Below are 26140 nucleotides of genomic sequence, written 5' to 3' on the forward strand. Positions count from 1 at the left end.
CAATGACCGTCACCGCCACCCTCACCGACCGCTACATCGAGACCGCGATGCGCACCGTGCCCGAGAAGCAGCGTCCCGACCTCGCCGCCGAGCTGCGTGCGTCGATCGAGGATCAGATCGATGGCCGTATCGCCGCCGGTGACATGCCGGATGCCGCCGAGCGCGCCGTGCTCACCGAACTCGGCGACCCCGACGCGCTCGCCGCCGGCTACACCGACCGTCCGCTCTGGCTGATCGGCCCGCGCTACTACCTCACCTGGTGGCGCCTGGTGAAGGTGCTCTGGGCGATCGTGCCGGCCTGCGCCGCGTTCGGCGTCGCGCTCGGCCAGGTGCTGGCGGGCGAGAGCATCGGCACCACCATCGGCGCCGTCGTGCCGGTGGTGATCTCGGTCATCGTCAACATCGGGTTCTGGACGGCGCTGGTCTTCTTCATCATCGAGCGCTCCACCGGTGGCAGGGACGTCGGCGTCATCACCACGTGGACACTCGATCGCCTGCCGGAGAGGAAGGAGCGCGGCGCCGGCCTCGGCGACCTCATCGCCTCGCTCGTCTTCCTCGTCCTCATCGTCGGCGCCGTCATCTGGGACCGCTTCTTCGGGTTGGCCTACCTCGCCGAGGCGGGCGGCTGGTTGCCGGTCCTCTCGCCGGCGCTGTGGCCAGGATGGATCCTCGGCCTGTTCGTCCTCATCGCGCTGGAGGTGGCGCTGGCCGTCACCGTCTATGTGCAGGGTCGTTGGACGATGGCGACGGCGACCGTCAACGCTGCGCTCAACGTGGCCCTCGTCGCGCCGCTGCTGTGGCTGCTGTCGCGACAGGAGCTGCTGAACCCGGGGCTGTTCCCCGGCCTCATCCCGGCGGCGTCGGCCGAGACCGTCGAAACCGTGCTGACGGTGCTCCTCGGCTTCGGAGCTGTCGCGGCAGCCGCCTGGGACACCGTCGATTCCTTCCTCAAGGCGCGCCGCGCGCGCTGAGAAAGGCGGGTGGATGCCGCCCAGACCGGCATCCACCCGCTCTAGGCTGAGCGGCATGCCTCTCCTCGACACCCCCGTGCGCCTCGGCATCCAGCTGCAGCCCCAGCACGCGCCCTACCCCGCCTTCCGTGACGCCGTCATGCGGCTGGAGGAGATGGGGGTGGACGTCCTGTTCAACTGGGACCACTTCTTCCCGCTGTCGGGTGACCCCGAGGGCCTGCACTTCGAGTCGTGGACGATGCTGGCCGCGTGGGCGGAGCAGACCGAGCGCGTCGAGTTCGGTGCGCTGGTCAACTGCAACAGCTACCGCAACCCCGACCTGCAGGCTGACATGGCCCGCACCATCGACCACATCTCCGCCCAGGGCGGTACCGGTCGGTTCATCTTCGGCACCGGTGCCGGCTGGTTCGAACGCGACTACGACGAGTACGGGTACGAGTTCGGCACGCCCGGCTCCCGTCTGCGCGACCTCGAGCAGGGGCTCGCCCGCATCGAGAAGCGCTGGGAGAAGCTCAACCCGGCACCGACCCGGCGGATCCCGGTGATGATCGGCGGCAAGGGGGAGCAGAAGACGCTGCGCCTCGTGGCCCGCCACGCCGACATCTGGCACAGCTTCGTCGGACCCGACGAGCTGCCCCACAAGCTCTCGGTGATCGAGAAGTGGGCCGAGACCGAGCAGCGTCCGACCGACGGTCTGATCATCTCGAACGAGTTGAAAGATCGCGACGAGGAGTTCGCCGACGCGCTGTACGACGGCGGCGTGCGACTGTACACGCTCGGCTTCCAGGGTCCGGACTGGGATTACTCGATCATCGAGCGCTGGCTGCGCTGGCGCGACGGCAAGAACGCCTGACCCGGCCGATGCCGCGCCGCCGTAGGCTGGGCGGGTGAGCGTTTCCGACCTCTTCGACCCCGCCGCCTGGGTGCCCGCGCCCGGCGCCGATGCCTACACCGACATCACCGCGCACGTCTCCACCGACGGGCGCATCGCGCGCATCGCGTTCGACCGGCCCGAGGTGCGAAACGCCTTCCGGCCGCACACCGTGGACGAGCTCTATCGGGCGCTGGACATCGCACGGCAGGACTCCCGCATCGGCGTCGTGCTGCTCACCGGCAACGGCCCGAGCCCCAAGGACGGCGGCTGGGCGTTCTGCTCCGGCGGGGACCAGCGCATCCGCGGTCGCGACGGCTACAAGTACGAGGGCGATGAGGCGTTCGTGCCTGACCCGGCGCGGTCGGGGCGCCTGCACATCCTCGAGGTGCAGCGGCTCATCCGGTTCATGCCGAAGGTCGTCATCGCGGTGATCCCGGGGTGGGCTGCCGGGGGCGGGCACTCGCTGCATGTCGTCTGCGACCTGTCGATCGCGTCCCGTGAGCACGGGCGGTTCAAGCAGACCGATGCCGACGTCGGCTCGTTCGACGCCGGTTACGGCTCGGCGTACATGGCGCGCCAGGTGGGGCAGAAGATCGCCCGCGAGGTGTTCTTCCTCGCTGAGGAGTACTCCGCCGACCGCGCGTACGAGATGGGCGCCGTCAACCGCGTCGTCCCCCACGCCGACCTCGAGCGCGAAGCGATCGCGATGGCCCGCACGATCCTCACCAAGTCGCCCACCGCGATCCGCATGCTGAAATTCGCCTTCAACGCCGTCGACGACGGCCTGGTGGGCCAGCAGGTGTTCGCGGGGGAGGCCACGCGCCTGGCCTACGGCACCGACGAGGCCGTCGAGGGGCGGGATTCGTTCCTCGAAAAGCGCGACCCCGACTGGTCGCCCTACCCCTGGCACTACTGAGGCGACGATGCAGCTCCAAGCGGTTTCGGGCGAAGACCCCCGCGACGTGCTCCGGGGTCTGCGGGCCGCGATCCACGGCACCGGTCCCGCGCTCGGGCTCGGCATGGTCGAATCGGCACCGCGCGTCGTCGACGCCGGCACCGCCGTCGTGGTGACCACATCGGGGTCGACGGGTGTGCCGAAGTCGGTCGTGCTCAGCCGCAGCGCACTCACCGCGAGTGCCATGGCCACCGCCGCGCGCATCGGCGAGGGGGCGTGGCTGCTCGCGCTGCCGGCGTCGTACGTCGCGGGGTTACAGGTGCTCGTGCGCGCGATCGTCTCGGGCCGAGAACCCGCGGTGCTGTCGGGTGCGTTCACACCGCAGGCCTTCGCCGCGGCATCGCTCACGATGCAGTCCACCGAGAACGGCGAACGCGTCGCGAGCTACACCTCGCTCGTGCCGGCACAGCTGACGAAGCTGCTCGATGCCGCCGAGCACGACCCCGCCGTCGGGGCGGCGCTGCGCTCGTTCGAGGCGATCCTGGTGGGCGGTCAGGCCCTGCCCCCGGCCACGCTCGAACGAGCGCAGACCGCCGGCGCGCGCATCGTGCGTACCTATGGGTCGACCGAGACCAGTGGCGGCTGCGTCTATGACGGCGTGCCGTTGGACGGCGTGCGACTGCGCACCGTGGAGGGCGAGGTGCAGGTGAGTGGACCCACACTCGCCGACGGCTACCTCGACGAGCCGGAACGCACGGCCGCTTCCTTTCCCCGCGACAGCGACGGCACGCGCTGGTACCGCACCGGAGACGCCGGTCTGCTCGCCGGTGGCGTGCTGCGCGTGCGCGGCCGGCTCGACAACGTCATCGTCTCGGGCGGCATCAACGTGTCGCTCGACCGGGTCGAGCAGATCGTCCGCGACGTCCCGGGTCTTGCGGGCGCCGTCGTCGTCGCCGTGCCCGACGAGCGATGGGGTGAGGCATCGGTCATCGTCGCCGCGCGCGGCGAAGCACTGCGCCGCAGCGACGCCGACCACCTCGACGCGGCGCGCGTCGCCGTCGCCGCCGCGATCGGTCCCCATGCCCGCCCGTCGCAGCTCGTGCTCGTGGACGAGCTGGCGACCCTCACCAGTGGCAAGCCCGATCGCGAGGCGATCCGCCGCGCTGTGCGCGACCTCGGGCACTGACCGCGCCGGCCGGGCGCCCGGTCCGTCCGTGGTGCACATGAGGACCGCCTAAACTGACTGCTCGTGGCAGCACCTACCCGCAAGAAGCGCTCGACGTCGGCATCGAAACGCAAGCCCCGCGGCAATCCGCAGAAGGCAACCGCCGCGCGCGGCCCCGCGACGCCGCAGAAGGCGACGCTGGGCGACTGGATCGGCGCGGCGCGGCTGCGCACCCTGCCCCTCGCCGTCACGCCGGTGCTCATCGGCACGGGTGGGGCGCTGCTGGTGGACCGCCAGCTGCACTGGGTGCTCGCGCTGGCCTGCCTCACCGTCGCCGTCGCACTGCAGATCGGCGTCAACTTCGCCAACGACTACAGCGACGGCATCCGTGGCACCGACGACCACCGGGTCGGCCCCGCGCGTCTGACCGCGTCGCGCAAGGCGCAGGCACGCACCGTGCTCATCGTCGCGCTGGCGTTCTTCGCCATCGCCGCGCTCGCCGGCATCGCGATCGTCATCCGCACCCAGCACTGGTGGATGCTGGCCGTCGGCGCCGTCTGCATCGTGGCGGCCTGGTTCTACACCGGCGGCAAGCGACCTTACGGCTACGCGGGTCTGGGGGAGCTGGTCGTCTTCGTCTTCTTCGGGCTGGTCGCCACCGCCGGTACCGCGTTCGTGCAGGTGGGCGTCGTGCCGCAGGAGGCGTGGCTCGGTGCGGTGGGCGCGGGGCTGCTGGCGTGTGCGGTGCTGCTGGCGAACAACCTGCGCGACATCGACCAGGACCGCGTCGCCGGCAAGCGCACCCTGACGGTGCGCATCGGCAAGCGCGCGACGCAGGTGCTGTTCACGGTGTTCCTGCTCGTGCCGTTCGCCATCGCCGCGCTTCTGGCGCTGGTCTACCCGATCGCGTGGCTGTCGATGCTGGCACTCATCCCCGCCGCCGCCGCCATCCTGATCGTGTGGACCTATCGGCTCCCGCGTGAGCTGGTGGTCGCGCTCGGCGTGACGTCGCTGACGTCGCTCGCGTACGGCGCCGTGCTGATGTGGGCTTTCGCGGCGTGACTCAGCGCGCCGTGTCGTCGCCGAGTGCGTCGCTGGCGGCATCTTCGGCGTCGGCGTCGTCGCGGGCGCCTGTGCGCCGGACGCGTTGCTCGGGGAGACCGGACGTCGCCTCCGCGAGGGGGCGCCGCAGGAACAGCAGCGACAGGCTGAGACCGATGAGGGCCGCGAAGATCGCCGCGAGCCAGTAGTACTCGCGCAGCACCGGCGAGAGCATCATGAGGCCGAACGGCACCAGGAATGCCAACAGTCGCAGCACCGAATAGACGATCGCGGGGCGTGCTTTCACGCCTTCCATCCTAGGCGTCGCGTCGGCGCGGCCTCGGTTCGGTCACGGAGGGCGCCCGGCACCCCGAGCGCGCCTAGGATGGAACCGTGGCGCGTATCCTTCTCATCGTTGCGCTGCTGTTGGCAGTCTTCTGGGTCTACAGCGTCGTCGACTGCGCCGTGCAGCATCCGTCCCGTCATCGCGGTGTGAGCAAGCCCATGTGGATGCTCATCGTGATCGCCCTGCCTGTCGTCGGCGGCCTGCTCTGGTTCACCATCGGCCGCTCTCGTGCATCGACGGTGCCCCGGGTGCGCGCGCCCGACGACGATCCCGAGTTTCTGGGGCGCATCGGCGACATCCGTGATCAAGACGAGCGCATCCGGCGCATCGAGGAAGAGCTGAAGGCCCTCGACTCCGAAGACGACGACCCTCGGTCGGGAAACCCGCCGCAACGACCCACCGACGCATGAGCATCGGCACGCACGCGCCGGCGACGGATGCCGCAGCGGCACTGCTGGGCCGGCTCATCGAGTCGGGCGTGCGGCACATCGTGCTCAGCCCCGGCTCCCGCTCACAGGCGCTCGCCCTGGTCGCCGCGGAGCTCGAGGCGCGCGGGCTCGTCCACCTGCACGTGCGCATCGACGAACGCGTCGCCGGGTTCACAGCGCTCGGCATCGGCCGCGAAACCGGCGTGCCCGCCGCCGTCATCTGCACGTCCGGCACGGCCGCCGCCAACCTGCTCCCCGCCGCGCTCGAAGCCCACCACGCCGGGGTGCCCCTCGTGCTGCTCACTGCCGACCGTCCGCCCGAGCTGCGCGGCGTCGGCGCCAACCAGACCACCCGTCAGCCCGGCATGTTCGCCGCCTGTGCGCGGCTCGAAGCCGATCTGCCGGTGCCCGACGAGACCGATGCCGACGGCGCCGCCGACCAGACGGCGATGGTGCGCGGCGTCGCCGACGACGCCTACGCCGCGAGCCTCGGGTGGGGGAGCCGGCCCGCGGGTCCCGTGCACCTGAACCTTCCGGTGCGCGAGCCGCTGGGCGGCGCGCTGCCGCACTGGCTGCCCGCCCGCACGGACGACGCGGCAGCGACGACCCCGCCCAGCGAGTCCGCACCCCTCGAGGACGCCGACGACGTGTCCGGCGCGCTGTACCAGGGCGGTGGCGGCATCGGCCAGGCCGATGTGCCCGTCGACGCCGACGACGCGCCGCTGCTGCTCGCCCCCGGCCCCCGCACGATCGTCATCGCCGGCGCCGACGCCGGACCCGCGGCCGAAGAGCTCGCCCACCGCGGCTCGTGGCCGCTCGTGGCCGAGATCGTCAGCGGCGCGCGCTTCGGCCGCAACCTCGTGCACGGCTACCGTGCGCTGCTGCGCGACCCCGAACTCGGTGGCCGGGTGGAGCGCGCCGTCGTGTTCGGGCACCCCACCCTCAGCCGCGAGGCGGTGGCACTGCTCTCGCGCCCCGACGTCGAGGTGGTCGCGGTGCGCGGCCCCGGCGAACCCCTCAACCTCAACGGCACGACCACCGCCGCCGGTGCCGTGGGCGTCGCGGCGGGCACGGCCGACCGAGACTGGCTCGGACACTGGCTGCGCGCCTCGCGCGCGGCATCCGTCGACCTCACCCCACCCGCGCCCGATGCCGACGGGCTGGCCTCGACCGAACCCGCCGAGCGCCTGGGCGCCATCGCCGCGGAGCTCTCCGCCATCCGCGCGCCCCTGGACCGCGAGTCGCTCGTCGACGCCGTGTGGCGGGCGACGTGGCCGCACGACCGGCTGATGTTCGGCTCGTCGCGTCTCGTGCGCGTGGCCGACGCGGTGCTCGGCGGCAAGAAGGTGCCCGTGCACGCCAACCGCGGCCTCGCCGGCATCGACGGCACCGTCGCGACGGCGCTGGGCATCGCGCTGGCCTCGCAGAGTGACGCCGTGCCCGGGGTCACGCGGTTGCTGCTGGGCGATCTCGCTTTCCTCCATGACGTCGGGGCTCTCCTGCTGCCGCCGCGCGAGGACGAGCCGCGTCTCCAGGTGATCGTCGGCAACGACGGCGGCGGCACGATCTTCGACGGACTCGAAGTCGCCGCTGTCGCCTCGGCCGACGCGATGGATCGCGTGCTGTACACCCCGCAGACCGCGCGCCTCGAGCAGCTCGCGACCGCATACGGGTGGGAGTACCAGCGCGTGACGACCCGCGCCGCGCTCGACCAGGTGCTGACCTCGCCCGTGGGTGGCCGGCAGCTGATCGAGGTCCCGCTGCCGCGCTGAGCGCACCATTCCCCGCGGCTGCTGCGTGCAAGCGGATTCCGCGCGGCTGCGGCATCCGCCATGATGGCGGCATGACAGCCAGAAGTCAGAAGCACTGGAACGGCGACCCGGTCGAGCTGCTGCGGGTGGGGGAGGGCTTTCGGCTCGCCGACGTCGACCCCGCCGCCACCCCGGGATTCGGGGGCGACCGCAGCGACGCCGAGCAGGATCTCCAGGCGGGTGCCGCGGAATTCGACGGGCTGCAGGAGCGGCTGTACGCGCAGAGCCGTGAGAACCCGCGCACGCCCTCGCTGCTGCTCGTGCTGCAGGCGATGGACTCAGCGGGCAAGGGGGGCATCGTGCGGCACGTCATCGGCACGACCGATCCGCAGGGCATCCATTTGAAGGCGTTCAAGAAGCCGACCGAAGAGGAACTCGCCCACGACTTCCTGTGGCGCATCGAGCGGGATGTGCCCGAGGCCGGGTACATCGGCGTGTTCGACCGCTCCCATTACGAGGATGTGCTGATCGGCCGGGTGCGCGGCCTTGCCGAGCCCGACGAGATCGAGCGCCGCTACGGCGCCATCAACGACTTCGAGCGCCGGCTCACCGAGACCGGCACGCGCATCGTCAAGGTCATGCTGCACATCTCGCCCGGTGAGCAGAAGAAGCGGCTGTCGCAGCGACTCGAGCGGCCCGACAAGCATTGGAAGTATCACCCCGGTGACGTCGACGAACGCCAGCTGTGGGAGCGGTACATGGACGCCTACCAGATCGTGTTCGACCGCACCTCGATCGGGGCTGCGCCCTGGCACGTCGTGCCTGCGAACAAGAAATGGTACGCCCGGCTTGCGGTGCAGGAGCTCGTGCTCGAGGCTCTGGAACGCATCGATCCGCAGTGGCCGGCGGCGTCGTTCGACATCGAGGCGGAGAAGAAGCGCCTCGCGGCGACCTGACCGGCGGGCCTACGCCAACGCGTCGACGATGGGGCGGAACTTCACGCGCGTCTCGATGAGCTCGGTCTCGGGGTCGCTGCCCGCGACGATGCCCGCGCCGGCATACGCCGTCACCGGGATGTCCGCGCCGTCGGCGGTGCCCTCGATGTCGAACTGCGCGCACCGCAGTGCGATCGCCCATTCGCCGTCGCCGTGGGCGTCGATCCAGCCCACCGGCCCGGCGTAGCGGCCGCGGTCGAACGGCTCCAGCCGGTGGAGCAGCTCGATCGCCGCACGCGTCGGGGTGCCGGCGACGGCCGCGGTCGGATGCAGCGCGCGCACCAGGTCGAGGGCCGATGCCGCCCCGCTCAGCTCACCCTCGACGTCGGTGGCGAGGTGCCAGACGTTGGGCAGCTTCAGCGTGAAGGGGGCGTCGCCGGCGGCGAGCGCGCGCAGGTGCGGGCGGAGCGAGGCCAGCACGCTCTGCACCGCGAACTCGTGCTCGTCGAGGTCCTTGGTGCTGGAGGCGAGGGCGGAGGCCGCGGCGGTGTCGGCATCGGCATCGGCACCGCGGGGCGTCGTGCCGGCCAGCACCCGGGCGGTCACCGTGCCGCCGTGCACCGTGACGAGGGTCTCGGGGCTCGCGCCGATGAGGCCGTCGACGGCGAACATCCAGGTGTCGGGGTAATCGGAGCCGAGCGCGCGGGCGAGGCGGCGCAGGTCGGCGCCGCCGGGCACCGTGCCGTCGAGGTCGCGGGCGAGCACGACCTTCTCGACCTCGCCGGCACCGATCGCCTCGAGGCCCGCGCGGACCGAGGCGAGATACCCCTCCGGCGACTGCCGGCCGGGGCCGAGGGTGCCCGACCAATGCGGGCCGTACGGGGCCGGGGCGAGGGTCGGCGCGGCGGCGTGCTCGCCGTCGCGGTGAATGGTGGTGACCCACGAGCGCCCGCCGCGGCGGCCGACCACGACGCGCGGCACCCGCACCACGCTGTCGTGCGCGGAGCGCGGGTCGAACGCAAGGGCGCCGAAGGCCATGAGCCCCGTGCCGGGCAGTTGCACCGGGTCGTCGATGTCGGCGGCGGCAGACAGCTGCTTCCACTGCATCGCGAGGGCGGCGTAAGCCTCTGCGCCGCGGTGACGCAGCGAATACGCCTCTCCGGCGCCCGCCATCCCGTCGCCGCGGCGGATCCACGCGGTCGGATCGTCTGGCGACGTATACGGCAGCAGGTCCTCGACATGGTCGATCTCCCGCGTCCGGACGACGAGGCGCGGCGGGGTCACAGTCACCCCTCAAGCCTAGACTCGCGAAGATGAACGCGATCCCCGCGGCATCCGCCCGGCCCCTCCCCGGCACGCCGCTGCTGTTCCGCTGGCGTAAATGGGACGGCGGGGCGCACTGGGTGCACGAGTGCATCTACCTCGGCCAGGACCGGTGGGGCGACTGGTTCGGTCAGCGGGTGGGGGATCGGAGCGTTCGCCCGGGGCGCGATTTCCTCGCCGTCCACCCGAACGTCACCCTCATGCCGCCCGACGGGGACTGGGTACTGACGGTCAACGCGGCCCCGCACCGCACCCGCATCTACATCGACCTCGCGTGGGCGGTGGAGTGGATCGATGCGGAGCCGGCCGGCATCGACATGGATCTCGACGTCGTCGAACGCGCCAGCGGCGAGATCTACATCGACGACCGTGACGAATGGGACGACCACCGGGTGGCGTACGGCTACCCACTGCCTGTCGTCGACCGGCTCGAAGCCGCGGCGATCGAGCTGGAGGCCCGCGTGCGCACACACGAGGCGCCGTTCGACGAGGCGACCGCCCGGTGGTGGTTCGACCGGCTCGCCGGACTCGAGGGGCCGGCGCACGCCGCGCCGTAGGATCGAAGCGTGACCTCCGACCCGCATCGCGCCGACCTCGGCAAGGACCCCTCTCGCGTCAGCGGGATGTTCGACGAGGTCGCCCCGGCCTACGACCGAACCAACACCGTGCTCAGCCTCGGCAACGACAAGCTCTGGCGCGTCGCGACGACGCGGGCGATCGCCCCCCGCCCCGGCCAGCGCATCCTCGATCTCGCCGCCGGCACCGGTGCGAGTTCGGTCGCGCTCGCCGCCAGCGGCGCCGAGGTGGTGGCCGCCGATTTCTCGCCCGGCATGATCGCCGAGGGCGAGCGCCGACACGGTGGTGTGAAGAATCTCTCGTTCGTCGAGGCGGATGCCACCGCCCTCCCGTTCGAGGACGACGCGTTCGATGCCGTGACGATCTCCTTCGGCCTGCGCAACGTCAACGAGCCCAAGAAGGCCCTCGCCGAGATGCTGCGGGTCACCGCGCCCGGCGGCCGGCTCGTGATCTGCGAGTTCTCGCACCCCCGCTCGCCCGTCTTCGCCGGGCTCTACCGCTTCTACAACGACCGCGTGCTGCCGGTGGTCGCGCGCACCATGAGCTCCAACGCCGCCGCGTACGACTACCTCAACGAGTCGATCCGCGACTGGCCCGACCAGACGACCCTGAGCGCCTGGCTTCGGGAGGCCGGATGGTCGACCGTTGCCCACCGCGACCTCACCTTCGGCATCGTCGCGCTCCACCGCGCCCGCAAGCCCCTCGTCGCCCCGGTCGGCTGAGACTCTTCCGTGCGTCCGTCGGGCGAAGCAGTGCTCCCCGTGACCCCGGTAGGCTGGAGAGCGTGACTGCGAGCCTCCCTGCGCCGGGTACGCGCCTGGCCGGCCGTCTCGGGCTGACCGAGCGGGTGTTCGCCGGACCCCGCGGACGCAAGCTCATCTCGGTGATCGATGAGGGCCTCGACCGCGTCGAGGCGAAGATCGCCGCCGAGCTCAAGAGCACCGATCAGCTCGTCGATGCCACCACCCGGTACCTGTACGAGGCCGGCGGCAAACGCGTGCGCCCCATGCTCGCGCTGCTGACCGCCCAGTTGGGCGAGGGAATCACCGACGACGTCATCGCCGGGGCCACCGCGCTCGAGCTGACCCACCTGGGTTCGCTCTACCACGACGACGTCATGGACGGTGCCGACGTGCGTCGCGGCGTCCCCAGCGCCCACTCGGTGTGGGGGAACAACGTCGCGATCCTCACCGGCGATCTGCTGTTCTCCCGCGCCAGCCAGATCATGGCCGCGCTCGGCGAACGCGCCATCCACCTGCAGGCAGACACGTTCGAGCGCCTGGTGCTCGGCCAGATGCACGAGACGGTCGGCCCGCAGGCCTCCGACGATCCCGTCGCCTTCTACCTGCAGGTGCTCGCCGACAAGACCGGATCGCTCATCGCAGCAGCCGCTCAAGCCGGCGTGACGTTCAGCAACGGCCCCGCCGAGCTCGAAGCCCCCCTCATCGCGTTCGGCGAGCGAGCGGGAGTGGCGTTCCAGCTGCTCGATGACGTCATCGACCTCTCGGCCGACCCCGACGAAACCGGCAAGGTGCCCGGCACCGACCTGCGCGCGGGTGTACCGACCATGCCGTATCTGCTGCTCGGTCAGCGCACAGATGCCGCTTCGGCGGCGCTGCACGCACAGATCGACCAGGGGGTCGCCGACATCGCCGACGGTGCCGACCCCGCCATCCTCGACGGGGCGCTCGCGCGGCTGCGCGACCACGAGGCGACCGCCGCGACGCAGGCGCTCGCCGGCGAGTGGTCCGATGCCGCGATCGACGCCCTCGCACCCATCCCCGACGGTGCGGTGCGCGAGGCGCTCACGCGGTTCGCGCGCGCCGTCGCGGATCGCTCCAGCTGACGGCATCCGCCCCTTCGACGGGCCGGGACCGCGGTCCCGGTGTCGACCACGAAAGGACCACCATGACCAAGCTGCGACTCGCCATCGTCGGAGCCGGCCCCGCGGGAATCTACGCCGCCGACATCATCCTCAAGGCCGAGCGTCGCTTCGACGTGTCGATCGACCTGTTCGAGCAGCTGCCGGCGCCCTACGGCCTGGTCCGCTACGGCGTCGCGCCCGACCACCCGCGCATCAAGGGCATCATCACGGCGCTGCGCGAGGTGCTCGACCGCGGTGACATCCGCCTGTTCGGCAACGTGCGGTTCGGTGAGGACATCACCCTCGATGACCTCAAGCGTCACTACCACGCGGTCATCTTCGCCACCGGCGCGATCCGCGACACCGAGCTGGACATCCCCGGGATCGACGCCGAGGGCTCGTTCGGTGCGGCCGATTTCGTCAGCTGGTTCGACGGGCACCCCGACGTGCCGCGCACCTGGCCGCTGGAGGCCGAGTCGATCGCCGTCATCGGCAACGGCAACGTCGCCCTCGACGTCACCCGCATGCTGGTCAAGCACCCCGAGGACCTGCTCTCCACCGAGATCCCCGACAACGTCTACGAGGGGCTGAAGGCCTCGCCCGTCACCGACGTGCACGTGTTCGGTCGCCGCGGTCCGGCACAGGTGAAGTTCACCCCGCTCGAACTGCGCGAGCTCGGTGAGCTGCGCGACGTCGACATGGTCGTCTACGACGAGGACTTCGACTACGACGAGGCGTCCAAGGCCGCTGTCGCCAGCAACAAGCAGGTCATGGTCATCGACCGCGTGCTGCAGTCGTGGCGCCAGCGTCCGTCGGTCAACAACGCCGGTGGCGAGGCATCGCGCCGGCTGCATCTGCACTTCTGGGCCAGGCCCGTCGAGGTGAAGAAGGATGCCGAGGGCCGCGTCACCGCGTTCGTGTACGAGCGCACCCGTCCCGACGGCCAGGGCGGCGTTGAAGGCACGGGCGAGCTGCGCGAGGTCGCCGTGCAGGCGCTGTACCGTGCGGTCGGCTACTTCGGTTCGCCGCTGCCGGGCGTGCCGTTCGACAAGCGCCACGGTGTCATCCCGAACCACGAGGGTCAGGTGCTGCGCAAGGACTCGAACGAGCGGGTGCCCGGCGTCTACGCGACCGGCTGGATCAAGCGGGGACCGGTGGGCCTCATCGGCCACACCAAGTCCGATGCCATGGAGACGGTCAGCCACATCATCAACGACCAGGGCTCGTGGTGGGACCCCGAGGACCCCGCCGAAGAGGCGATCCCCGAGCTGCTGGCATCCCGTGGCGTGAAGTGGACCGACCTCGACGGGTGGCACCGCCTCGACGAGTACGAGGTCGCCCGCGGGGCCACGCAGGGGCGTCCCCGCATCAAGGTCGTGCCGCGCGAAGAGATGATCGCGGTCTCACGCGGCGAGTAGCCCGGGCCGGCTTCGCGCGCCAGGCGACCGCCGCGGGCGCTGCCGTGTGCGGGCGTGCGGGGGCCAGCGCGATGAGAGGCGTCGCGGCGAGGGCCAGTTGGCCCGCGACCGTGAGGACTGCACCCCCGATCGTGGCGTCACCTCCCGAGGTCAGGAACGTGTCGGCCAGCGCCATGCCGATGCCGAAGCCCGCGATCCAGCTGGTGGCGATGATGAGTCCGAGCATCGCGCAGCCCACCACGGCGAGGCGGCGCAGTGTGAACCAGCCCGCGGCAGCGGGAACGAGGCACGCGATGGGCAGGGCGAGGGCCACCACCGCCCACACCGCCGCCCATGCAGCGAGGAAGGTCCCCGCGGCGGGGGACAGCTGGTTCGCCTGGACCATCTCGGTGTAGATCTGATCGAGGGTGAGCCCGGGCGCCCGGGCGAGCGGATTCCACACCGCGATCCGCACCACGGTCAGCGCCACGAACGCGAGCGCGGCGACGGCGATCGTCGTCCCGACGGCGATCCGGAGACGGCGTGGTGCGGGCCGCCCTTCCCCTGTCAGCACTGCCAGGGAGAGGAACGCGGCGACGGGGAGCGCGACCATCACGAGCGCCACGGGGTTGAGTGCGGCCGCCGCCCCGACCGCGACGAGCAGCAGCACGGCGCCGGCGAGCCGGCGCATCGGGAGACCGCCGACGGCGACCGCACCCACCGCGAAGACGAGGGCCAGCGCACCGAGGACGACGGCCGCGACTTCGAGACCCGTGCCGACGGCGGCGAGAGCGGCACCGCCGGCAATCCGCTCGCGCTCGAACGAGCGCAGCCCGCCGGTGAAGAGCGTGCCGGCTCCGAGGATGATCGCGCTCGAACCGAAGGCGGCGGCCCAGCGGCCGCGCCGTCGCGCGAGATCCAGACGCGGCATGCCGCTGGTGGCGGAGTCGGCGCGATCGAGGGTGAGTGCGGTCACGGCGGCGCCGCGGACGACGGCACCGGTGGGGATGCCGAGTTCCGCCGCGCCGTCGAGGTCGGCCAGCCATTCTTCGCGATATCGCTCTCGCACGCCCCAGGGCAGTGTGGCGACGATGAGGGTCACGAGCTGTCGCGTGAACGTCATGCGATCACTCCGGCCGTGCGCTCGACGCTCGCGGCGCGCACCGCTCTGACCCGTCGCGCGCGCGCGATCGCGGCGGGAGCGGCGGCGGCACCATCGTCGGTGAGACGGTAGAGCCGACGGCGGGGGCCGCGGCGGTCGGTGGCATCCTCCCACTCGGACTGCGCCCAGCCGAGCCGCTCCAGCCGCTCCAGGATGGGGTACACCGAGCCCGCCGGGCGGTCGGTGGCCTTGACGAGCTGCAGTCCCCAGACCGGCTCGGATGCGGTCAAGAGCGCGTCGAGCACGTCGGCGGTGGCCGGTGTGGCGCGGGAGAGTGGCTTCACCCTCGAAGTCTAGGTATATAGAGATAGCCGCGGCAAGGGTGTTCGGTGACCCCCGGGCGGTGGCGACGCCCCACCGATAGGCTGACCGCATGCCGGAGCACTGGGTCACCGACATCCTGGGGGAGCCGTTCGAGAGCCTCACGATCCCGTTCGGTGAAGACGCGGAGGGCCCGCTCATCGCCACGCTCGTGCGCAGCCTCCCGCCGCTGACGTCCCGGTTCACCGGCCCGCTGCGCGACGTCGACGTGCTCTACGTGCACGGCTGGTCGGACTACTTCTTCCAGACCGAGCTGGCGCAGTTCTGGAACAACCTCGGTGCGCGGTTCCACGCGCTGGATCTGCGCAAGTACGGTCGGAGCCTGCGCACGGGGCAGACGCCGGGCTACATCACGAGCCTCGACGAGTACGACGTCGACATCGGGGCCGCGCTGACGGCGATGGGGCATGCGAAGCATGCCGCCAATCCCCGCCGTCTCGTGCTGCTCGGTCACTCCACCGGCGGGCTCACCCTCACCCTGTGGGCGGCGCGACACCCCGGCCGCGCGGCGGCGCTCGTTCTCAACAGCCCCTGGCTAGAACTGCAGCTCGGCGCGATCGGGCGCCAGGCCATCGCCCCGCTCGTGCAGGTGCGCGCGCGGCTCGACCCGCTGGGCACGCAGCCGGCCGTCGACCTCGGTTTCTACACCCGTGCGCAGACCGCGCTGGGGTCGCTTCCCGACATGGACCAGCGGGCGGTGTGGCGGCCCGACCGCGGCTTTCCGACCCACCCGGGATGGCTCATGGCGATCCTCGAGGGGCACCGCCGCATCGCGGCCGGGGTCGACGTCGGCTGCCCCGCCCTCGTGATGCTCTCCACCCGCTCGTCCAACCCGCTGATCTGGGCGCCCGAGATGATCTCCGCAGACTCGGTGCTCGTCGTCGACGACATCGCCAAGGCCGCCACGCGCATCGGCAGTCGTGTGAGCGTCGACCGCATCGCCCGCGGCATCCATGACCTCTTCCTCTCCGCGCCGGAGCCGCGAGCCGACGCCTACGCCGCGCTTCGCGCCTGGCTCACCCGCGGGGCGCTCGGCCGGGTGTGATCTTTAAGCTGGAGCGATGAACGGCTCTATGGGGATGCCGCAGGGGAGCGCCGCACGATGAGCGGTGATCTGCTGCTCAACATCGCGCTCGTCCTTGCGTTCGTGCTGATCGGGGGCGTGTTCGCCGCCACCGAGATGGCGCTCGTGACACTGCGCGAGAGTCAGGTGAACGCGATCGCGCTGCGCGGAGCGCGCGGTCAGAAGGTCGCCGACCTCGCCCACAACCCGAACACGTTCCTCTCGGCGGTGCAGATCGGGGTGACCGTCGCCGGGTTCGCTTCGGCGGCCTTCGGCGCCTCGTCGATCGCGCCGTCGGTGGCGCCGCTGTTCGTGTCGTGGGGCTGGTCGGAGTCGACCGCGACGCTCGTGTCGACCATCCTGCTGACACTCGTGATCGCCTACCTGTCCCTCGTGCTCGGCGAGCTCGTCCCCAAGCGGCTCGCGATCCAGCGCAACGCGCAGTTCGCCTACGGCATCGCGCCGCTCGTGAACGGCTTCGCGCGGCTCATGCGGCCCGTGATCTGGCTGCTGTCGGTGTCGACCGACTTCGTGGTGCGGCTGCTCGGCGGCGACCCGGACAAGACCGCCGAAGGGCTCAGCGACGAGGAGCTGCGCGACATCGTGTCGAGCCACGAGGGGCTCCCTGAGGATGAGCGGCGCATCCTCGACGACGTGCTGTCGATCCGTCACCGTCATCTGAGCGAAGTCATGCGGCCGCGACCCGAAGTCGTCACGCTCGACCGCGACGACACGGTCGCGCAGGCCGCGGCGCGCGTGCGCGAGCTGCCCTTCTCGCGGTATCCGGTGCTCGACCAGTCGATCGACGACATCACCGGATTCGTGCACGTGCGCGATCTGCTGGAGGCTGCGGCCGACGATCCGACGACGACACTGGGCCCCATCGTGCGACCGATCCGGTTCCTCCCGGCGACGGCGCGTGTGCTGCCGACGCTCACGGGCATGCGTGCCGAGGGCGACCAGATCGCCGTCGTCGTCGACGAATACGGCGGCACCGACGGCATCGTCACGCTGGAGGACCTGGTCGAGGAGGTCGTGGGCGAGATCTTCGACGAGTACGACACCGAAGTCGCCCCCGCCACCCTCGCCGCCCACGGCGGGCTCGTCGACGGGCGGCTGAACCTGCAGGACTTCGAGGAGACCACCGGCATCAGCCTGCCCCGCGGCGCGAGCGACACCGTCGCGGGATTCGTCGTCGAGCAGTTGGGTCGCCTCGCCGTGATCGGCGACAAGGTCGAGGTCGACGGGGCGACGATCCAGGTCGCCGAGATCGATCGTCGCCGCATCTCGCGGGTGCTCGTCACCCCGCGGGATGCCGGGGAGACGGTGGCGACCGACACCGACTGACTGGTGGGCGAGTGGCCCCGGAGCGGTCAAGTGGCCTGGTAATTTGTACCGACAGAGTGTCGGTAAGATTGGATCCATGGAGATCCTCAAGAACGTCATCCTCGCCTTGCACATCATCGGAGTCGCGGCTCTGCTGGGAGGTGTGCTCTACCAGATGGGCTCGTCGCGCCGCGGTGCCCCCCGCGTTCTGCCCGCGATGATGCACGGCGCCTGGACCATGCTCGCGACCGGTCTGCTCCTCGTCGGCCTGCAGTACCCGATCGGCAACGAGCCCAACAACATCAAGATCAGCGTCAAGCTGGCCGTGCTGATCGCGATCATCATCATCGTGTTCGTCAACCGCAAGAAGGAGCAGGTCGCTTCGTGGGTGCTGCCCTCGGTCGGTCTGCTCACGGTCGTGAACATCCTGCTCGCGACGGTCTGGAAGTAACCGCCTGCCGGATCCCCTCCGGTTCGTCACGACGATGCCCGCCTCCGGTCTCCGGTGGCGGGCATCGTCGTCTCAGCTGAACGGGCCTCTCAGCTTTTAGTGACATACTGTCGGCATGATGTCGACACAGTGTCGGCAACTACCCGATCAGAAAGCCCGCCATGTTCCTTGCCTTGCGCGAACTGAAGTTCGCCCGCGGCCGCTTCGCTCTGATGGGCGTGGTCATCGCCCTCATCTCGCTGCTGGTCGTGCTGCTGTCAGGCCTGTCCTCCGGACTGGTCAACGACGGTGTCTCCGGCCTCAAATCCATGCCCGCCTCCGCGTTCGCCTTCGATGGCGGCACGAAGACGGACAACGCCTTCAGCCGCTCGGTCGTCGACGACGAACAGTTGGCTGTATGGCAGGGAGCCGAGGGTGTCGCCGAAGCGGAGCCGATGGGCGTCAACATCGTCAACGGCGTGACCGACGACGGTACCCAGATCGACCTGACGCTCTTCGGTGTCGAGCCCGACGGGTTCATGGCGCCGCCGGTGTCGTCCGGTGAGGGCATCAGCGCCCCCGGTGGCATCGTCATCTCGGAACCGCTGAGAGATGAGGGCGTCGAGATCGGCACCGTCGTGACGCTCGACCGTCTCGACCTGGAGCTCACCGTCGTCGGGTTCACCGAAGGTCAGGCGACCTTCGGGCATGTCCACGTCGCCTACCTGCCGCTGGACACCTGGAAGCTCATGGCCGCCGGCGCCGCGCAGCCCGGTGCGCCGACCGACGAGCAGATCGCCGCACTGGACTTCCCGTTCGCGAGCGTCGTCGCGCTGCAGGCCGGCGACGGGGCGAAGCCCGACTACGCGGCCGTCGATGCGAGTGCCGACACGACCACGCTGACGCTGACCGACTCGTTCAACGCCTCGCCGGGGTACGAGGCCGAGACCCTGACCCTCAGCATGATCCAGTTCTTCCTCTACGCCATCTCCGCGCTCGTCGTGGGCGCCTTCTTCACGGTGTGGACGATCCAGCGCAGCCACGACCTCGCCGTGCTGCGGGCCGTCGGTGCGTCCAGTCGCTACCTGCTGCGCGACAGCCTGATGCAGGCGGCCCTCCTCCTCATCGGCTTCACCGTGCTGGGTGTCGCCGCCGGCGTCGGGATGGGTGCGCTCATGCCGGCTGCCATGCCCTTCGACCTCGAAGCGGCGCCGATCGCCCTGGCATCCGGCCTGACGATCCTGCTCGGACTCATCGGCGCCGCCGTCGCGGTGCTGCGCATCGTCCGAATCGACCCGCTCCGAGCCTTGGGAGGCCAGCGATGAGCACCGACAACACCCCCGCCCTCGACATCAGCAACACCGTGCTCGAACTCGGCGACGGAGACTCGCGCGTGCGAGCACTCGACGACGTCTCGGTGACCGTCATGCCCGGAGAGCTGGTCGCGATCGTCGGCCCCTCGGGGTCGGGCAAGTCGTCGCTGCTCGCGATCGCCGGCGCCCTGGCACACCCTGACAGTGGCACCGTGCGCGTGCACGGCACCGACCTGGCGACGCTGTCCAAGCGCACCCGCGCGCGGTTCCGGCTGCGCAACATCGGGTTCGTCTTCCAGTCGGGCAACCTGCTGCCCGCGCTCACGGCCGCTGACCAGCTGCGCCTCGCGGGGCGTCTGGCCGGAAACCGCCACGTCGACCCGGCCCCTGTGCTGGAGTCGGTGGGCATGGGGCACCGCGCCGGTCACCGGCCCGGTGAGCTCTCCGGCGGCGAGCGTCAGCGCGTGGGCATCGCCCGCGCCCTGGTGAACCACCCGAGCCTGCTGCTGGTCGACGAGCCGACGGCCGCGCTCGACCGCCAGCGCAGCCACGAGGTGGTGCAGCTGCTGGCCGATCGGGCGCACGACGCCGGCGTCGCCGTGGTGATGGTCACCCACGACCGCGACGTTCTCGAGCACTGCGACCGTGTGCTCGAGATGGTCGATGGGCGCCTGGGTATTCCCGTCGCGGTCTGACCTCTCGCGCCCTGCGTCGCCCGCGGCTGCTCCGGCTGTCGCGGGCGACGTGCGTCCCTTGCATGACACCCCGAACCGTGCCGCTCCGTGCGGCCGCCGCCGAAGAGGACCATAATTACCGGATGCCCAAGATCACCGCACCCACGGTCGCCGAGCATCGCGCCTCGCAGCGCGCCGCTCTCGTGCGTGCGGGCGAGCAGCTGCTGCAGGAGGCGGGCCTGACCGGAGTGACCCCCGGGAGCGTCTCCGAGCGCGCCGGGATGGCCCGATCGAGCTTCTACGACTACTTCCCGTCGAAGGACGACCTGCTCGTCGCGATCGCGATCGACGCGTTCGAACGGTGGGATGCCGACATGGAGCACACGCTCGACGGGGTGGAGCACGGCCTGCCCGAGCTGCGCGCCTTCGTCGACGCGACGATGCGGATGACCGCCGATGGCCGTCACGCGATCGCCGGGTCGTTGCGCGAGGCCAACCTCAGCCCCACCCGGTTCGAGGACCTCATGACCCTGCACCACGCGCTCATGCGCCCGGTGACCCGTGTGCTGGCGGATCTGGGCGTGCCGACGTCCCGCACGACCGTCTCGCTCGTGCAAGGGGTTCTCGGCGCCGGGGTGCGGCTCGTGACTCACGGGATCGACCCGCAGGTCGCCGCCGATGACGTTTACGCGGTCCTGACCCGCGGCATCCTCCCCGCCTGACCCGCCGCGGCGCCCGGTCGCTGTGGCGCTCGGCCGCTTGGTCGCTCGGCCGCTTGACCGCCGTGCCGAGCCGGCTGCCCGCACAACGTCGCCAATCCGCGCGCGCACCGCCTGTTTCGGGCCGGATCCGCCCTCCCCACCGCCGGATCAGCGACGTTGTGCGCGCTGGCCAACGGCCCACCGAGCACTGGGCCGCCGACCACCGCCACGGGGCTGCCCGCACAACGTCGCCAATCCGCTGCGGGAACACCGGATTTCGGCCCCGAGAGGACCTCGGGCCGCCGGATCAGCGACATTGTGCGCCCCGGGCTCGGTAGCCGCGATCCGTCCGCCCCGGCCCGGTCGCGCGACGGCGGACGTAGCCTGGGGGCATGAGCCTCACGCGTCCGGCCGCCCTCGAGCTGGGGACGCACTTCGCCCGGGAGTTCCCCGAGATGGCGGTGCCGTGGCAGGCGCAGGAGTTCCCCGACGCGCGCCTGCTCGTGCTCAACGAGCCGCTGGCCGCTGAGCTCGGGTGGGATGCCACGGCCCGCCGGGCCGGTGGCGACGACCCCGCCGGCCCCGGTCTGCTGGTCGGCGCCGGTCTCCCCGACACGGCGGAGCCGGTCGCCCAGGTCTACGCCGGTCACCAGTTCGGCGCGTACTCGCCTCGACTCGGCGACGGGCGCGCACTGCTGCTCGGCGAGATCCTCGACGCGAGCGGACGGCCGCGCGACATCCACCTCAAGGGTTCCGGCCCCACGCCCTTCGCCCGCGGCGGCGACGGCCTGGCGGCGGTCGGGCCCATGCTGCGCGAGTACGTCGTCAGCGAGGCGATGCACGCTCTCGGCATCCCGACGACGCGCGCGCTCGCCGTCACCGCCACCGGCCAGGACGTCTACCGCGACAGCGTGCTCCCCGGTGCGGTGCTCACCCGCATCGCGAGCAGCCACCTGCGCGTGGGCACGTTCCAGTACGCCGCCGCCACGGGCGACGACGACCTCGTCCGCCGCCTCGTCGCGCACGCCCTCGACCGGCACCACCCCGACCGGACCGCAGCGGACAACCCGTCGCTCGCTCTCCTTGACGCTGTCATCGACGCGCAGGCCTCGCTCATCGCGCGGTGGATGCTCGTCGGCTTCGTCCACGGCGTCATGAACACCGACAACATGACGATCTCGGGGGAGACGATCGATTACGGCCCGTGCGCCTTCATGGATGCCTTCGATCCGGCATCCGTGTACAGCTCGATCGACTCGCAGGGGCGCTATGCCTTCGGTCGTCAGCCGCTGATCGCCGAATGGAACCTCGCGCGCTTCGCTGAGACCCTGCTTCCCACGCTCGATGCCGACGAGGACCGCGCGATCGAGCTCGCCCAGGCGGCGCTCGGTCGTTTCCGCGGCGCGTACAACGCGGCCTGGTTCGGCGGGATGCTGCGCAAGCTCGGCATCCCGACCAGCACGGACGACGCCGTGACGACCCCGCTGCTCACCGATCTGATCGGCCTGCTGCAGGTCAGCCGCGTCGACTACACCGGCTTCTTCCGACGGCTGAGCGACGCCGCCCGCGGCGACGCGGCACCGGCTCGCGCGATGTTCGCCGACCCCGAACCGTTCGACCTGTGGGCGCAGCGCTGGCTGGATCTCGGCCCCGACGCCGAGGCGATGGATGCCGTGAACCCGCTCTATATCCCACGCAACCACCTCGTCGAAGAGGCTTTGGATGCCGCAACCGACGGCGACCTGGCGCCCTTCGATCGGCTGGTCGACGCCGTGACGTCACCGTACGTCGAGCGCGCCGGCTTCGATCGCTACGCCGAGCCCGCGCCCGAGGCCTTCGGCCCCTACCGCACCTTCTGCGGCACCTGAGCCGCCGCCCCTGGCGCGACCCCGCGCCCCGCGACGCGGACCCCCCGTCAGACCCGTTCCCGCACGACGCGCGCCGTGGCATCCGGATCGGGCCGATGCATGACCGACTCGGGAACGATGACGAGTTCGGCGTGCGGCATCGCCTGCGCGAGCCGATCGGCAGAGGCGACCAGCATCGGGAAGGTCCGCTCGCCGCGCAGGATCGTGATCGGCTGCGACACCGCCAGCATCTCCGCCGTGGGCGTCGACACCTGCCGGGTGAGCGTGGCGTCGTAGACGGTGGACTGCGCGACCGCGACGAGCGAGGCGAACATGTCGCTCTGGCGGATCTGCTCCACCATCTGCGGCGGCAGCTCCACGCCTTCGAGCTGGAACGTGACCACCGCGTCGTCTCGCCGACCCTCGTCGACGAGCCGTTGCAGTCGCTCCGGCAGGTCAGCCGCCGGCTCATCGACGCCGAAGCGGAACGGCGGCTCCGACAGGAACAGGGCGCGCATCGGCACGCCGCGTGCGGCGGCGAAGAGGCCGAGTACAGCGCCCGACGAGTGCCCGAGCACGATCGCGTCGCGGCCGACGGCATCGATCACCGCGGCGAGGTCGTCGGCCTCGTCCTCGGGCGTCGAACCACGACGGTCGCCGCTGGCCCCGCGCCCGCGCCGGTCCACCGTCACGGCACGGAACCCCTGTTTCGCGAGGGCCTCGGCGATCGGGGCGCCGTCGGATGCCACCGAGAACGCGCCACCGACGATGACGATGGGCGGTCCGTCGCCCACCTCATCGAACGCGATCGGGGTGCCGTCTGCAGACGTCGCTGTCTTCACGGCAACAAGTAACCACGGACCACCGACACCCACAAGACGCCCCACGACCGGGGACGCCGCAGTGCTCTACCGGTAGTTGATGAACTGCAGGTCGACGTCGAGGTCGGCGGCCTTCAGCAGTCGCTGCACTTCCTGCAGGTCGTCGCGGCTCTTGGACTGCACCCGCAGTTCGTCACCCTGGATCTGCGACTTCACCGACTTGGGGCCCTCATCGCGGATCAGCTTGCCGATCTTCTTGGCGTTCTCCTGCGAGATGCCTTCCTTCAGCGTCGAGACGATGCGGTACTCGCGGCCGCTGGGGACGGGGTCGCCCGTTTCGAGGCTCTTCAGCGAGATGCCGCGCTTGATGAGCTTCGACTGGAAGACGTCGAGCACCGCCTTCGCGCGGTCCTCGCTGTTGGCCTTGATGAGGATCGATTCGCCGCTCCACTCGATCGAGGCGTCGGTGCCCTTGAAGTCGTAGCGCTGCTCGACCTCTTTGCGCGCCTGGTTGAGGGCGTTGTCCGCCTCCTGGCGGTCGATCTTCGAGACGATGTCGAACGAGGAATCAGCCATGCCGCCATCGTACCGATGTCGCCGGCCGGTTCGGGCTGGGGGAAGTGCTGCTGCGCGATGCAAGCTCGTACGATCTGTCCAACGGCGAGTGGACCCGGAGGTGAGCGCATGACCATCAACGCCTACATGGCTGTCACCGGTGCCCCCGACGCCGCGCAGGTGGCGGTGGTGGTGCACCAGGCCCTCGGCGGCACCCGCACCTTCACCGGCGCCGGGTGGCAGATCGACGGCCCCGACTGGTACGCCGACGTGCTCGCGGACCCCGCACCCGAACCGGGGGAAGCGCCGCTCCTGGTGGTGGTCTGGCACGAGTCGAAGGAGGCCAGCCAGTTGCACGCCCTGATCGGCCGGCTGTTCGCGTTCGCCGCCCGCGCCACACCCTGGACGCTGCGCACCGATAGCGACTTGGAGCCCTACGCCGAGCAGTACCGCCCCACCCGCGCGTAGCCGCCTCAGCGGCGCAACGCCCCGGCGCGCGACGGCATCCGACGTGCGCAAGGTGGATGCCACGGCGGCGCCACCTTCGTAGACTGCCCGCATGCGTCCGCTCACCGAGGACGAACTGCGCAGCGCGTTCGTCAACGCCGGTCCCGACGAGATCCGGCAGGTGGCCGTGCCCGCCGACTTCCTGTTCACCGACTGGGATCACCTCGACTTCTACGCGTGGCGCGACCCGCGCATGCGCAGCCGCGGATACGTGATCGCCGAAGTCGACGATCGGCTCACCGGAGTCGTGCTGCGCGCAGCCGACGGATCGGGCCGGGCGAGGGCGGCGATGTGCAACCTCTGCCACACGATGCAACCCGCCGACCAGGTCGCGCTGTTCACGGCGCGCAAGGCGGGGGATGCCGGTGCGCACGGCGACAGCGTCGGCACCTACATCTGCGCCGACCTGTCGTGTCACGACAACGTGCGATTGGCCCCGCCCCTCGCCCCGAGCGAGATCCGGGCGAGCGTGGATCGCCGTATCGACGGCACGAGGCAGCGCACCGAGGCCTTCGTCACACGGGTTCTGCGGGGATCGATCTGAGTCGATTTCAGACACCCGGCGCGACAGAGTAGGATTGTCAATCGCGCCTCCGGTCGACTGGATAAGCTGGGCGGGTGCGCACCTGGCGAGTTACCCAAGCGGCCAAAGGGATCTGACTGTAAATCAGACTGCTCAGCATTCGGGGGTTCGAATCCCTCACTCGCCACCATCCCGAACACTGACGAAAGCCCGGCCATCGGCCGGGCTTTCGTCGTTGTACCGCGCCCCGCGGTCAGGCCGCCGGCGTGCGGGATGCGACACAGACGCGCAGGCTCTCGCGGATGGCGGCCTCCACGTCGTCGGGGCCGTAGCCGAGCGCGGCCTGCACCGGTTCGGGGTCGATGTAGGCGAGACGCTCCTGCACGAGCGCCGCGTCGGCCTGGTGCATGCCGTGCTCGATGCCGCGGGCGGCCTCGGCCTCGTCGTACGCCTTCATCCGTGGCACGAAGACCTCGGCCGGCAGGGGCATGACCCGTGCCGGATCCAGGCCCGCCTCCTCGGCGATCATGCGGTGGAAGTCGGCGTACGTCATGTTGATGCCGCCCAGCGCATAGGTCTCGCCGTGCTCGCCGCGTTCGATCGCGCCGCGTGCGGCCTGGGCGACCTGCCCGGTCGTGATCATCACCGTGCCGCCGGCGGGGACGGCGATGGGGGCGTCCTCGGGGACGGCGGCATCCATCGCCACGAACATGTTCCACAGCGGAATGGTGTCGGGCATGGTGCCGAAGATCCAGGGGAGTCGCAGCGACGTGACCGTCATCGCGCCGTCGCCTTCGAGGAAGGCGACCTGCTCCTGCAGGAGCCGGGTGCGCACGTATCCTGCCTTTTCGCGCAGGCCGATCTCGGGCCACCGCTCGGCGAATTCGGCGAAGTACGACCCGTACACGACGAACGAACGCACGCCCGCCTGCCGGGCCAGGCGCGCCATGCGCTGGGTGGGCAGCACGTTGGCGCGGTAGAAGAAGCCTGCCGCGGGGGCCTGCGGGGCGATCCGCTCGTCGGCACCGGCCGCGTAGGCGACGGCGCCGACGCCGCCGAGCAGGGCGAGAAGTTCCTCGTCGGATGCCTCGGCGACGTCGCAGTAGACGTACCGCACGTCCTCGAGCGGGTGCGCGGTCTCGGGCGGGAGCGAGATCGAGAGCACGTCGTATCCGTGGGCGAGGAGTTCCTCAGCCGTCGCCCGCCCGAGAAGGCCGGTTCCGCCGATGATGGCAACTGTCGACATGCTGTTTCCCTTTCGTGATGGGTCAGTTCGCAGGTGTCATCTACGGGGCTGGCCTGTGGTCTGACCACACCGTATCGCGATAGGT

General features: G+C 70.9%; 28 protein-coding genes and 1 tRNA gene. 22 read left to right on the forward strand and 7 right to left on the reverse strand.

Translation table 11 applies throughout. The features are described 5' to 3' along the window. Positions 1-2 precede the first annotated feature (2 nt). The 5 genes from H9651_RS00420 (at position 3) to H9651_RS00440 (ending at position 4967) form a co-directional block, all read left to right on the forward strand. Positions 3-971 carry a permease prefix domain 1-containing protein gene (locus tag H9651_RS00420; protein ID WP_191717133.1) on the forward strand — a complete coding sequence of 323 codons (969 nt, stop codon included), beginning with the start codon at positions 3-5 and terminating at the stop codon, positions 969-971. 55 nt (positions 972-1026) lie between these two features. Further along, the gene (locus tag H9651_RS00425) at positions 1027-1824 is read left to right on the forward strand and encodes an LLM class F420-dependent oxidoreductase (protein ID WP_191717134.1); all 798 of its coding nucleotides are present in this window, start codon (positions 1027-1029) and stop codon (positions 1822-1824) included. 34 nt (positions 1825-1858) lie between these two features. Continuing rightward, positions 1859-2761: a 1,4-dihydroxy-2-naphthoyl-CoA synthase gene (locus H9651_RS00430; RefSeq protein ID WP_191717135.1), complete on the forward strand. Its 903-nt coding sequence runs from the start codon at positions 1859-1861 to the stop codon at positions 2759-2761. A gap of 7 nt (positions 2762-2768) precedes the next feature. Further along, complete coding sequence (locus tag H9651_RS00435; protein WP_191717136.1) at positions 2769-3926, forward strand: AMP-binding protein; 1158 nt, start codon at positions 2769-2771, stop codon at positions 3924-3926. A 63-nt stretch (positions 3927-3989) separates the two neighbouring features. Then, positions 3990-4967: a 1,4-dihydroxy-2-naphthoate polyprenyltransferase gene (locus H9651_RS00440; protein WP_191717137.1), complete on the forward strand. Its 978-nt coding sequence runs from the start codon at positions 3990-3992 to the stop codon at positions 4965-4967. 1 nt (position 4968) lies between these two features. Here the strand turns inward: H9651_RS00440 and H9651_RS00445 are convergent, their stop codons facing one another. Then, on the reverse strand, positions 4969-5262 hold the full coding sequence (locus H9651_RS00445; protein ID WP_404802975.1) for a DUF4229 domain-containing protein: 294 nt from the start codon (positions 5260-5262) through the stop codon (positions 4969-4971). Between the two features lie 77 nt (positions 5263-5339). Between H9651_RS00445 and H9651_RS00450 the strand changes: the two genes are divergently transcribed. The 3 genes from H9651_RS00450 to H9651_RS00460 all read left to right on the forward strand — a co-directional run bounded on the left by H9651_RS00450 (position 5340) and on the right by H9651_RS00460 (position 8427). Continuing rightward, positions 5340-5702, forward strand: a complete 363-nt coding sequence (locus H9651_RS00450) for a PLD nuclease N-terminal domain-containing protein (RefSeq protein ID WP_191717139.1) — start codon at positions 5340-5342, stop codon at positions 5700-5702. After that, on the forward strand, positions 5699-7492 hold the full coding sequence (gene menD, locus H9651_RS00455; protein ID WP_191717140.1) for a 2-succinyl-5-enolpyruvyl-6-hydroxy-3-cyclohexene-1-carboxylic-acid synthase: 1794 nt from the start codon (positions 5699-5701) through the stop codon (positions 7490-7492). Before H9651_RS00450 ends, menD begins: the two co-directional genes overlap by 4 nt. Before the next feature lie 71 nt (positions 7493-7563). Further along, the gene (locus H9651_RS00460) at positions 7564-8427 is read left to right on the forward strand and encodes a PPK2 family polyphosphate kinase (RefSeq protein ID WP_191717141.1); all 864 of its coding nucleotides are present in this window, start codon (positions 7564-7566) and stop codon (positions 8425-8427) included. 9 nt (positions 8428-8436) lie between these two features. Here H9651_RS00460 and H9651_RS00465 read toward each other — a convergent pair whose 3' ends face one another. Continuing rightward, a complete protein-coding gene (locus tag H9651_RS00465; protein ID WP_404802979.1) occupies positions 8437-9690 on the reverse strand; it encodes an isochorismate synthase in 1254 nt (417 codons plus the stop codon). A 29-nt stretch (positions 9691-9719) separates the two neighbouring features. Between H9651_RS00465 and H9651_RS00470 the strand changes: the two genes are divergently transcribed. The 4 genes from H9651_RS00470 to H9651_RS00485 all read left to right on the forward strand — a co-directional run bounded on the left by H9651_RS00470 (position 9720) and on the right by H9651_RS00485 (position 13587). Continuing rightward, entirely contained in the window at positions 9720-10286 is a 567-nt protein-coding gene (locus H9651_RS00470; protein ID WP_191717143.1) for a DUF402 domain-containing protein, read from the forward strand. 66 nt (positions 10287-10352) lie between these two features. Next, positions 10353-11027: a bifunctional demethylmenaquinone methyltransferase/2-methoxy-6-polyprenyl-1,4-benzoquinol methylase UbiE gene (gene ubiE / locus H9651_RS00475; RefSeq protein WP_225216238.1), complete on the forward strand. Its 675-nt coding sequence runs from the start codon at positions 10353-10355 to the stop codon at positions 11025-11027. A gap of 62 nt (positions 11028-11089) precedes the next feature. Next, positions 11090-12151, forward strand: coding sequence for a polyprenyl synthetase family protein (locus H9651_RS00480; RefSeq protein ID WP_191717145.1), 1062 nt, complete (start codon positions 11090-11092; stop codon positions 12149-12151). A 62-nt stretch (positions 12152-12213) separates the two neighbouring features. Continuing rightward, positions 12214-13587 (forward strand): FAD-dependent oxidoreductase, encoded by a 1374-nt coding sequence (locus H9651_RS00485; RefSeq protein WP_191717146.1) that lies wholly within the window; start codon positions 12214-12216, stop codon positions 13585-13587. On the opposite strand, the gene H9651_RS00490 is transcribed toward H9651_RS00485, so the two are convergent. Both H9651_RS00490 and H9651_RS00495 read right to left on the reverse strand, forming a co-directional pair. After that, positions 13538-14689: a hypothetical protein gene (locus H9651_RS00490; RefSeq protein ID WP_191717147.1), complete on the reverse strand. Its 1152-nt coding sequence runs from the start codon at positions 14687-14689 to the stop codon at positions 13538-13540. The genes H9651_RS00485 and H9651_RS00490 overlap by 50 nt on opposite strands. Next, a complete protein-coding gene (locus tag H9651_RS00495) occupies positions 14686-15012 on the reverse strand; it encodes a helix-turn-helix transcriptional regulator (protein WP_191717148.1) in 327 nt (108 codons plus the stop codon). Before H9651_RS00495 ends, H9651_RS00490 begins: the two co-directional genes overlap by 4 nt. Positions 15013-15101: 89 nt before the next feature. On the opposite strand from H9651_RS00495, the gene H9651_RS00500 reads away from it, so the two are divergent. The 7 genes from H9651_RS00500 to H9651_RS00530 all read left to right on the forward strand — a co-directional run bounded on the left by H9651_RS00500 (position 15102) and on the right by H9651_RS00530 (position 22424). Beyond that, positions 15102-16094, forward strand: a complete 993-nt coding sequence (locus tag H9651_RS00500; RefSeq protein ID WP_191717149.1) for an alpha/beta hydrolase — start codon at positions 15102-15104, stop codon at positions 16092-16094. A 57-nt stretch (positions 16095-16151) separates the two neighbouring features. Continuing rightward, positions 16152-17459, forward strand: coding sequence for a hemolysin family protein (locus H9651_RS00505; RefSeq protein WP_191717150.1), 1308 nt, complete (start codon positions 16152-16154; stop codon positions 17457-17459). A 76-nt stretch (positions 17460-17535) separates the two neighbouring features. Continuing rightward, positions 17536-17889 carry a hypothetical protein gene (locus H9651_RS00510; protein ID WP_191717151.1) on the forward strand — a complete coding sequence of 118 codons (354 nt, stop codon included), beginning with the start codon at positions 17536-17538 and terminating at the stop codon, positions 17887-17889. A gap of 161 nt (positions 17890-18050) precedes the next feature. Then, positions 18051-19193 (forward strand): ABC transporter permease, encoded by a 1143-nt coding sequence (locus H9651_RS00515; RefSeq protein WP_191717152.1) that lies wholly within the window; start codon positions 18051-18053, stop codon positions 19191-19193. Continuing rightward, the gene (locus tag H9651_RS00520; protein ID WP_191717153.1) at positions 19190-19876 is read left to right on the forward strand and encodes an ABC transporter ATP-binding protein; all 687 of its coding nucleotides are present in this window, start codon (positions 19190-19192) and stop codon (positions 19874-19876) included. Before H9651_RS00515 ends, H9651_RS00520 begins: the two co-directional genes overlap by 4 nt. Positions 19877-19998: 122 nt before the next feature. Further along, the gene (locus H9651_RS00525; RefSeq protein WP_191717154.1) at positions 19999-20577 is read left to right on the forward strand and encodes a TetR/AcrR family transcriptional regulator; all 579 of its coding nucleotides are present in this window, start codon (positions 19999-20001) and stop codon (positions 20575-20577) included. A gap of 371 nt (positions 20578-20948) precedes the next feature. Continuing rightward, entirely contained in the window at positions 20949-22424 is a 1476-nt protein-coding gene (locus H9651_RS00530; RefSeq protein WP_191717155.1) for a protein adenylyltransferase SelO, read from the forward strand. 47 nt (positions 22425-22471) lie between these two features. On the opposite strand, the gene H9651_RS00535 is transcribed toward H9651_RS00530, so the two are convergent. Further along, positions 22472-23245, reverse strand: coding sequence for an alpha/beta fold hydrolase (locus H9651_RS00535; protein ID WP_191717156.1), 774 nt, complete (start codon positions 23243-23245; stop codon positions 22472-22474). Between the two features lie 66 nt (positions 23246-23311). Beyond that, a complete protein-coding gene (locus H9651_RS00540) occupies positions 23312-23800 on the reverse strand; it encodes a YajQ family cyclic di-GMP-binding protein (RefSeq protein ID WP_191717157.1) in 489 nt (162 codons plus the stop codon). Between the two features lie 108 nt (positions 23801-23908). On the opposite strand from H9651_RS00540, the gene H9651_RS00545 reads away from it, so the two are divergent. The 3 genes from H9651_RS00545 (at position 23909) to H9651_RS00555 (ending at position 24999) form a co-directional block, all read left to right on the forward strand. Continuing rightward, entirely contained in the window at positions 23909-24247 is a 339-nt protein-coding gene (locus tag H9651_RS00545) for a hypothetical protein (RefSeq protein ID WP_191717158.1), read from the forward strand. Between the two features lie 91 nt (positions 24248-24338). Next, positions 24339-24830 carry an FBP domain-containing protein gene (locus tag H9651_RS00550; RefSeq protein WP_191717159.1) on the forward strand — a complete coding sequence of 164 codons (492 nt, stop codon included), beginning with the start codon at positions 24339-24341 and terminating at the stop codon, positions 24828-24830. 84 nt (positions 24831-24914) lie between these two features. Next, a tRNA-Tyr gene (locus H9651_RS00555) sits at positions 24915-24999 on the forward strand. Between the two features lie 63 nt (positions 25000-25062). Here H9651_RS00555 and H9651_RS00560 read toward each other — a convergent pair. Continuing rightward, positions 25063-26055 carry an NAD-dependent epimerase/dehydratase family protein gene (locus tag H9651_RS00560; protein ID WP_191717160.1) on the reverse strand — a complete coding sequence of 331 codons (993 nt, stop codon included), beginning with the start codon at positions 26053-26055 and terminating at the stop codon, positions 25063-25065. Positions 26056-26140: the final 85 nt, after the last annotated feature.

The sequence above is a fragment of the Microbacterium pullorum genome (genome assembly GCF_014836535.1).
In the GTDB taxonomy this organism is placed as follows: Bacteria; Actinomycetota; Actinomycetes; order Actinomycetales; family Microbacteriaceae; genus Microbacterium; species Microbacterium pullorum.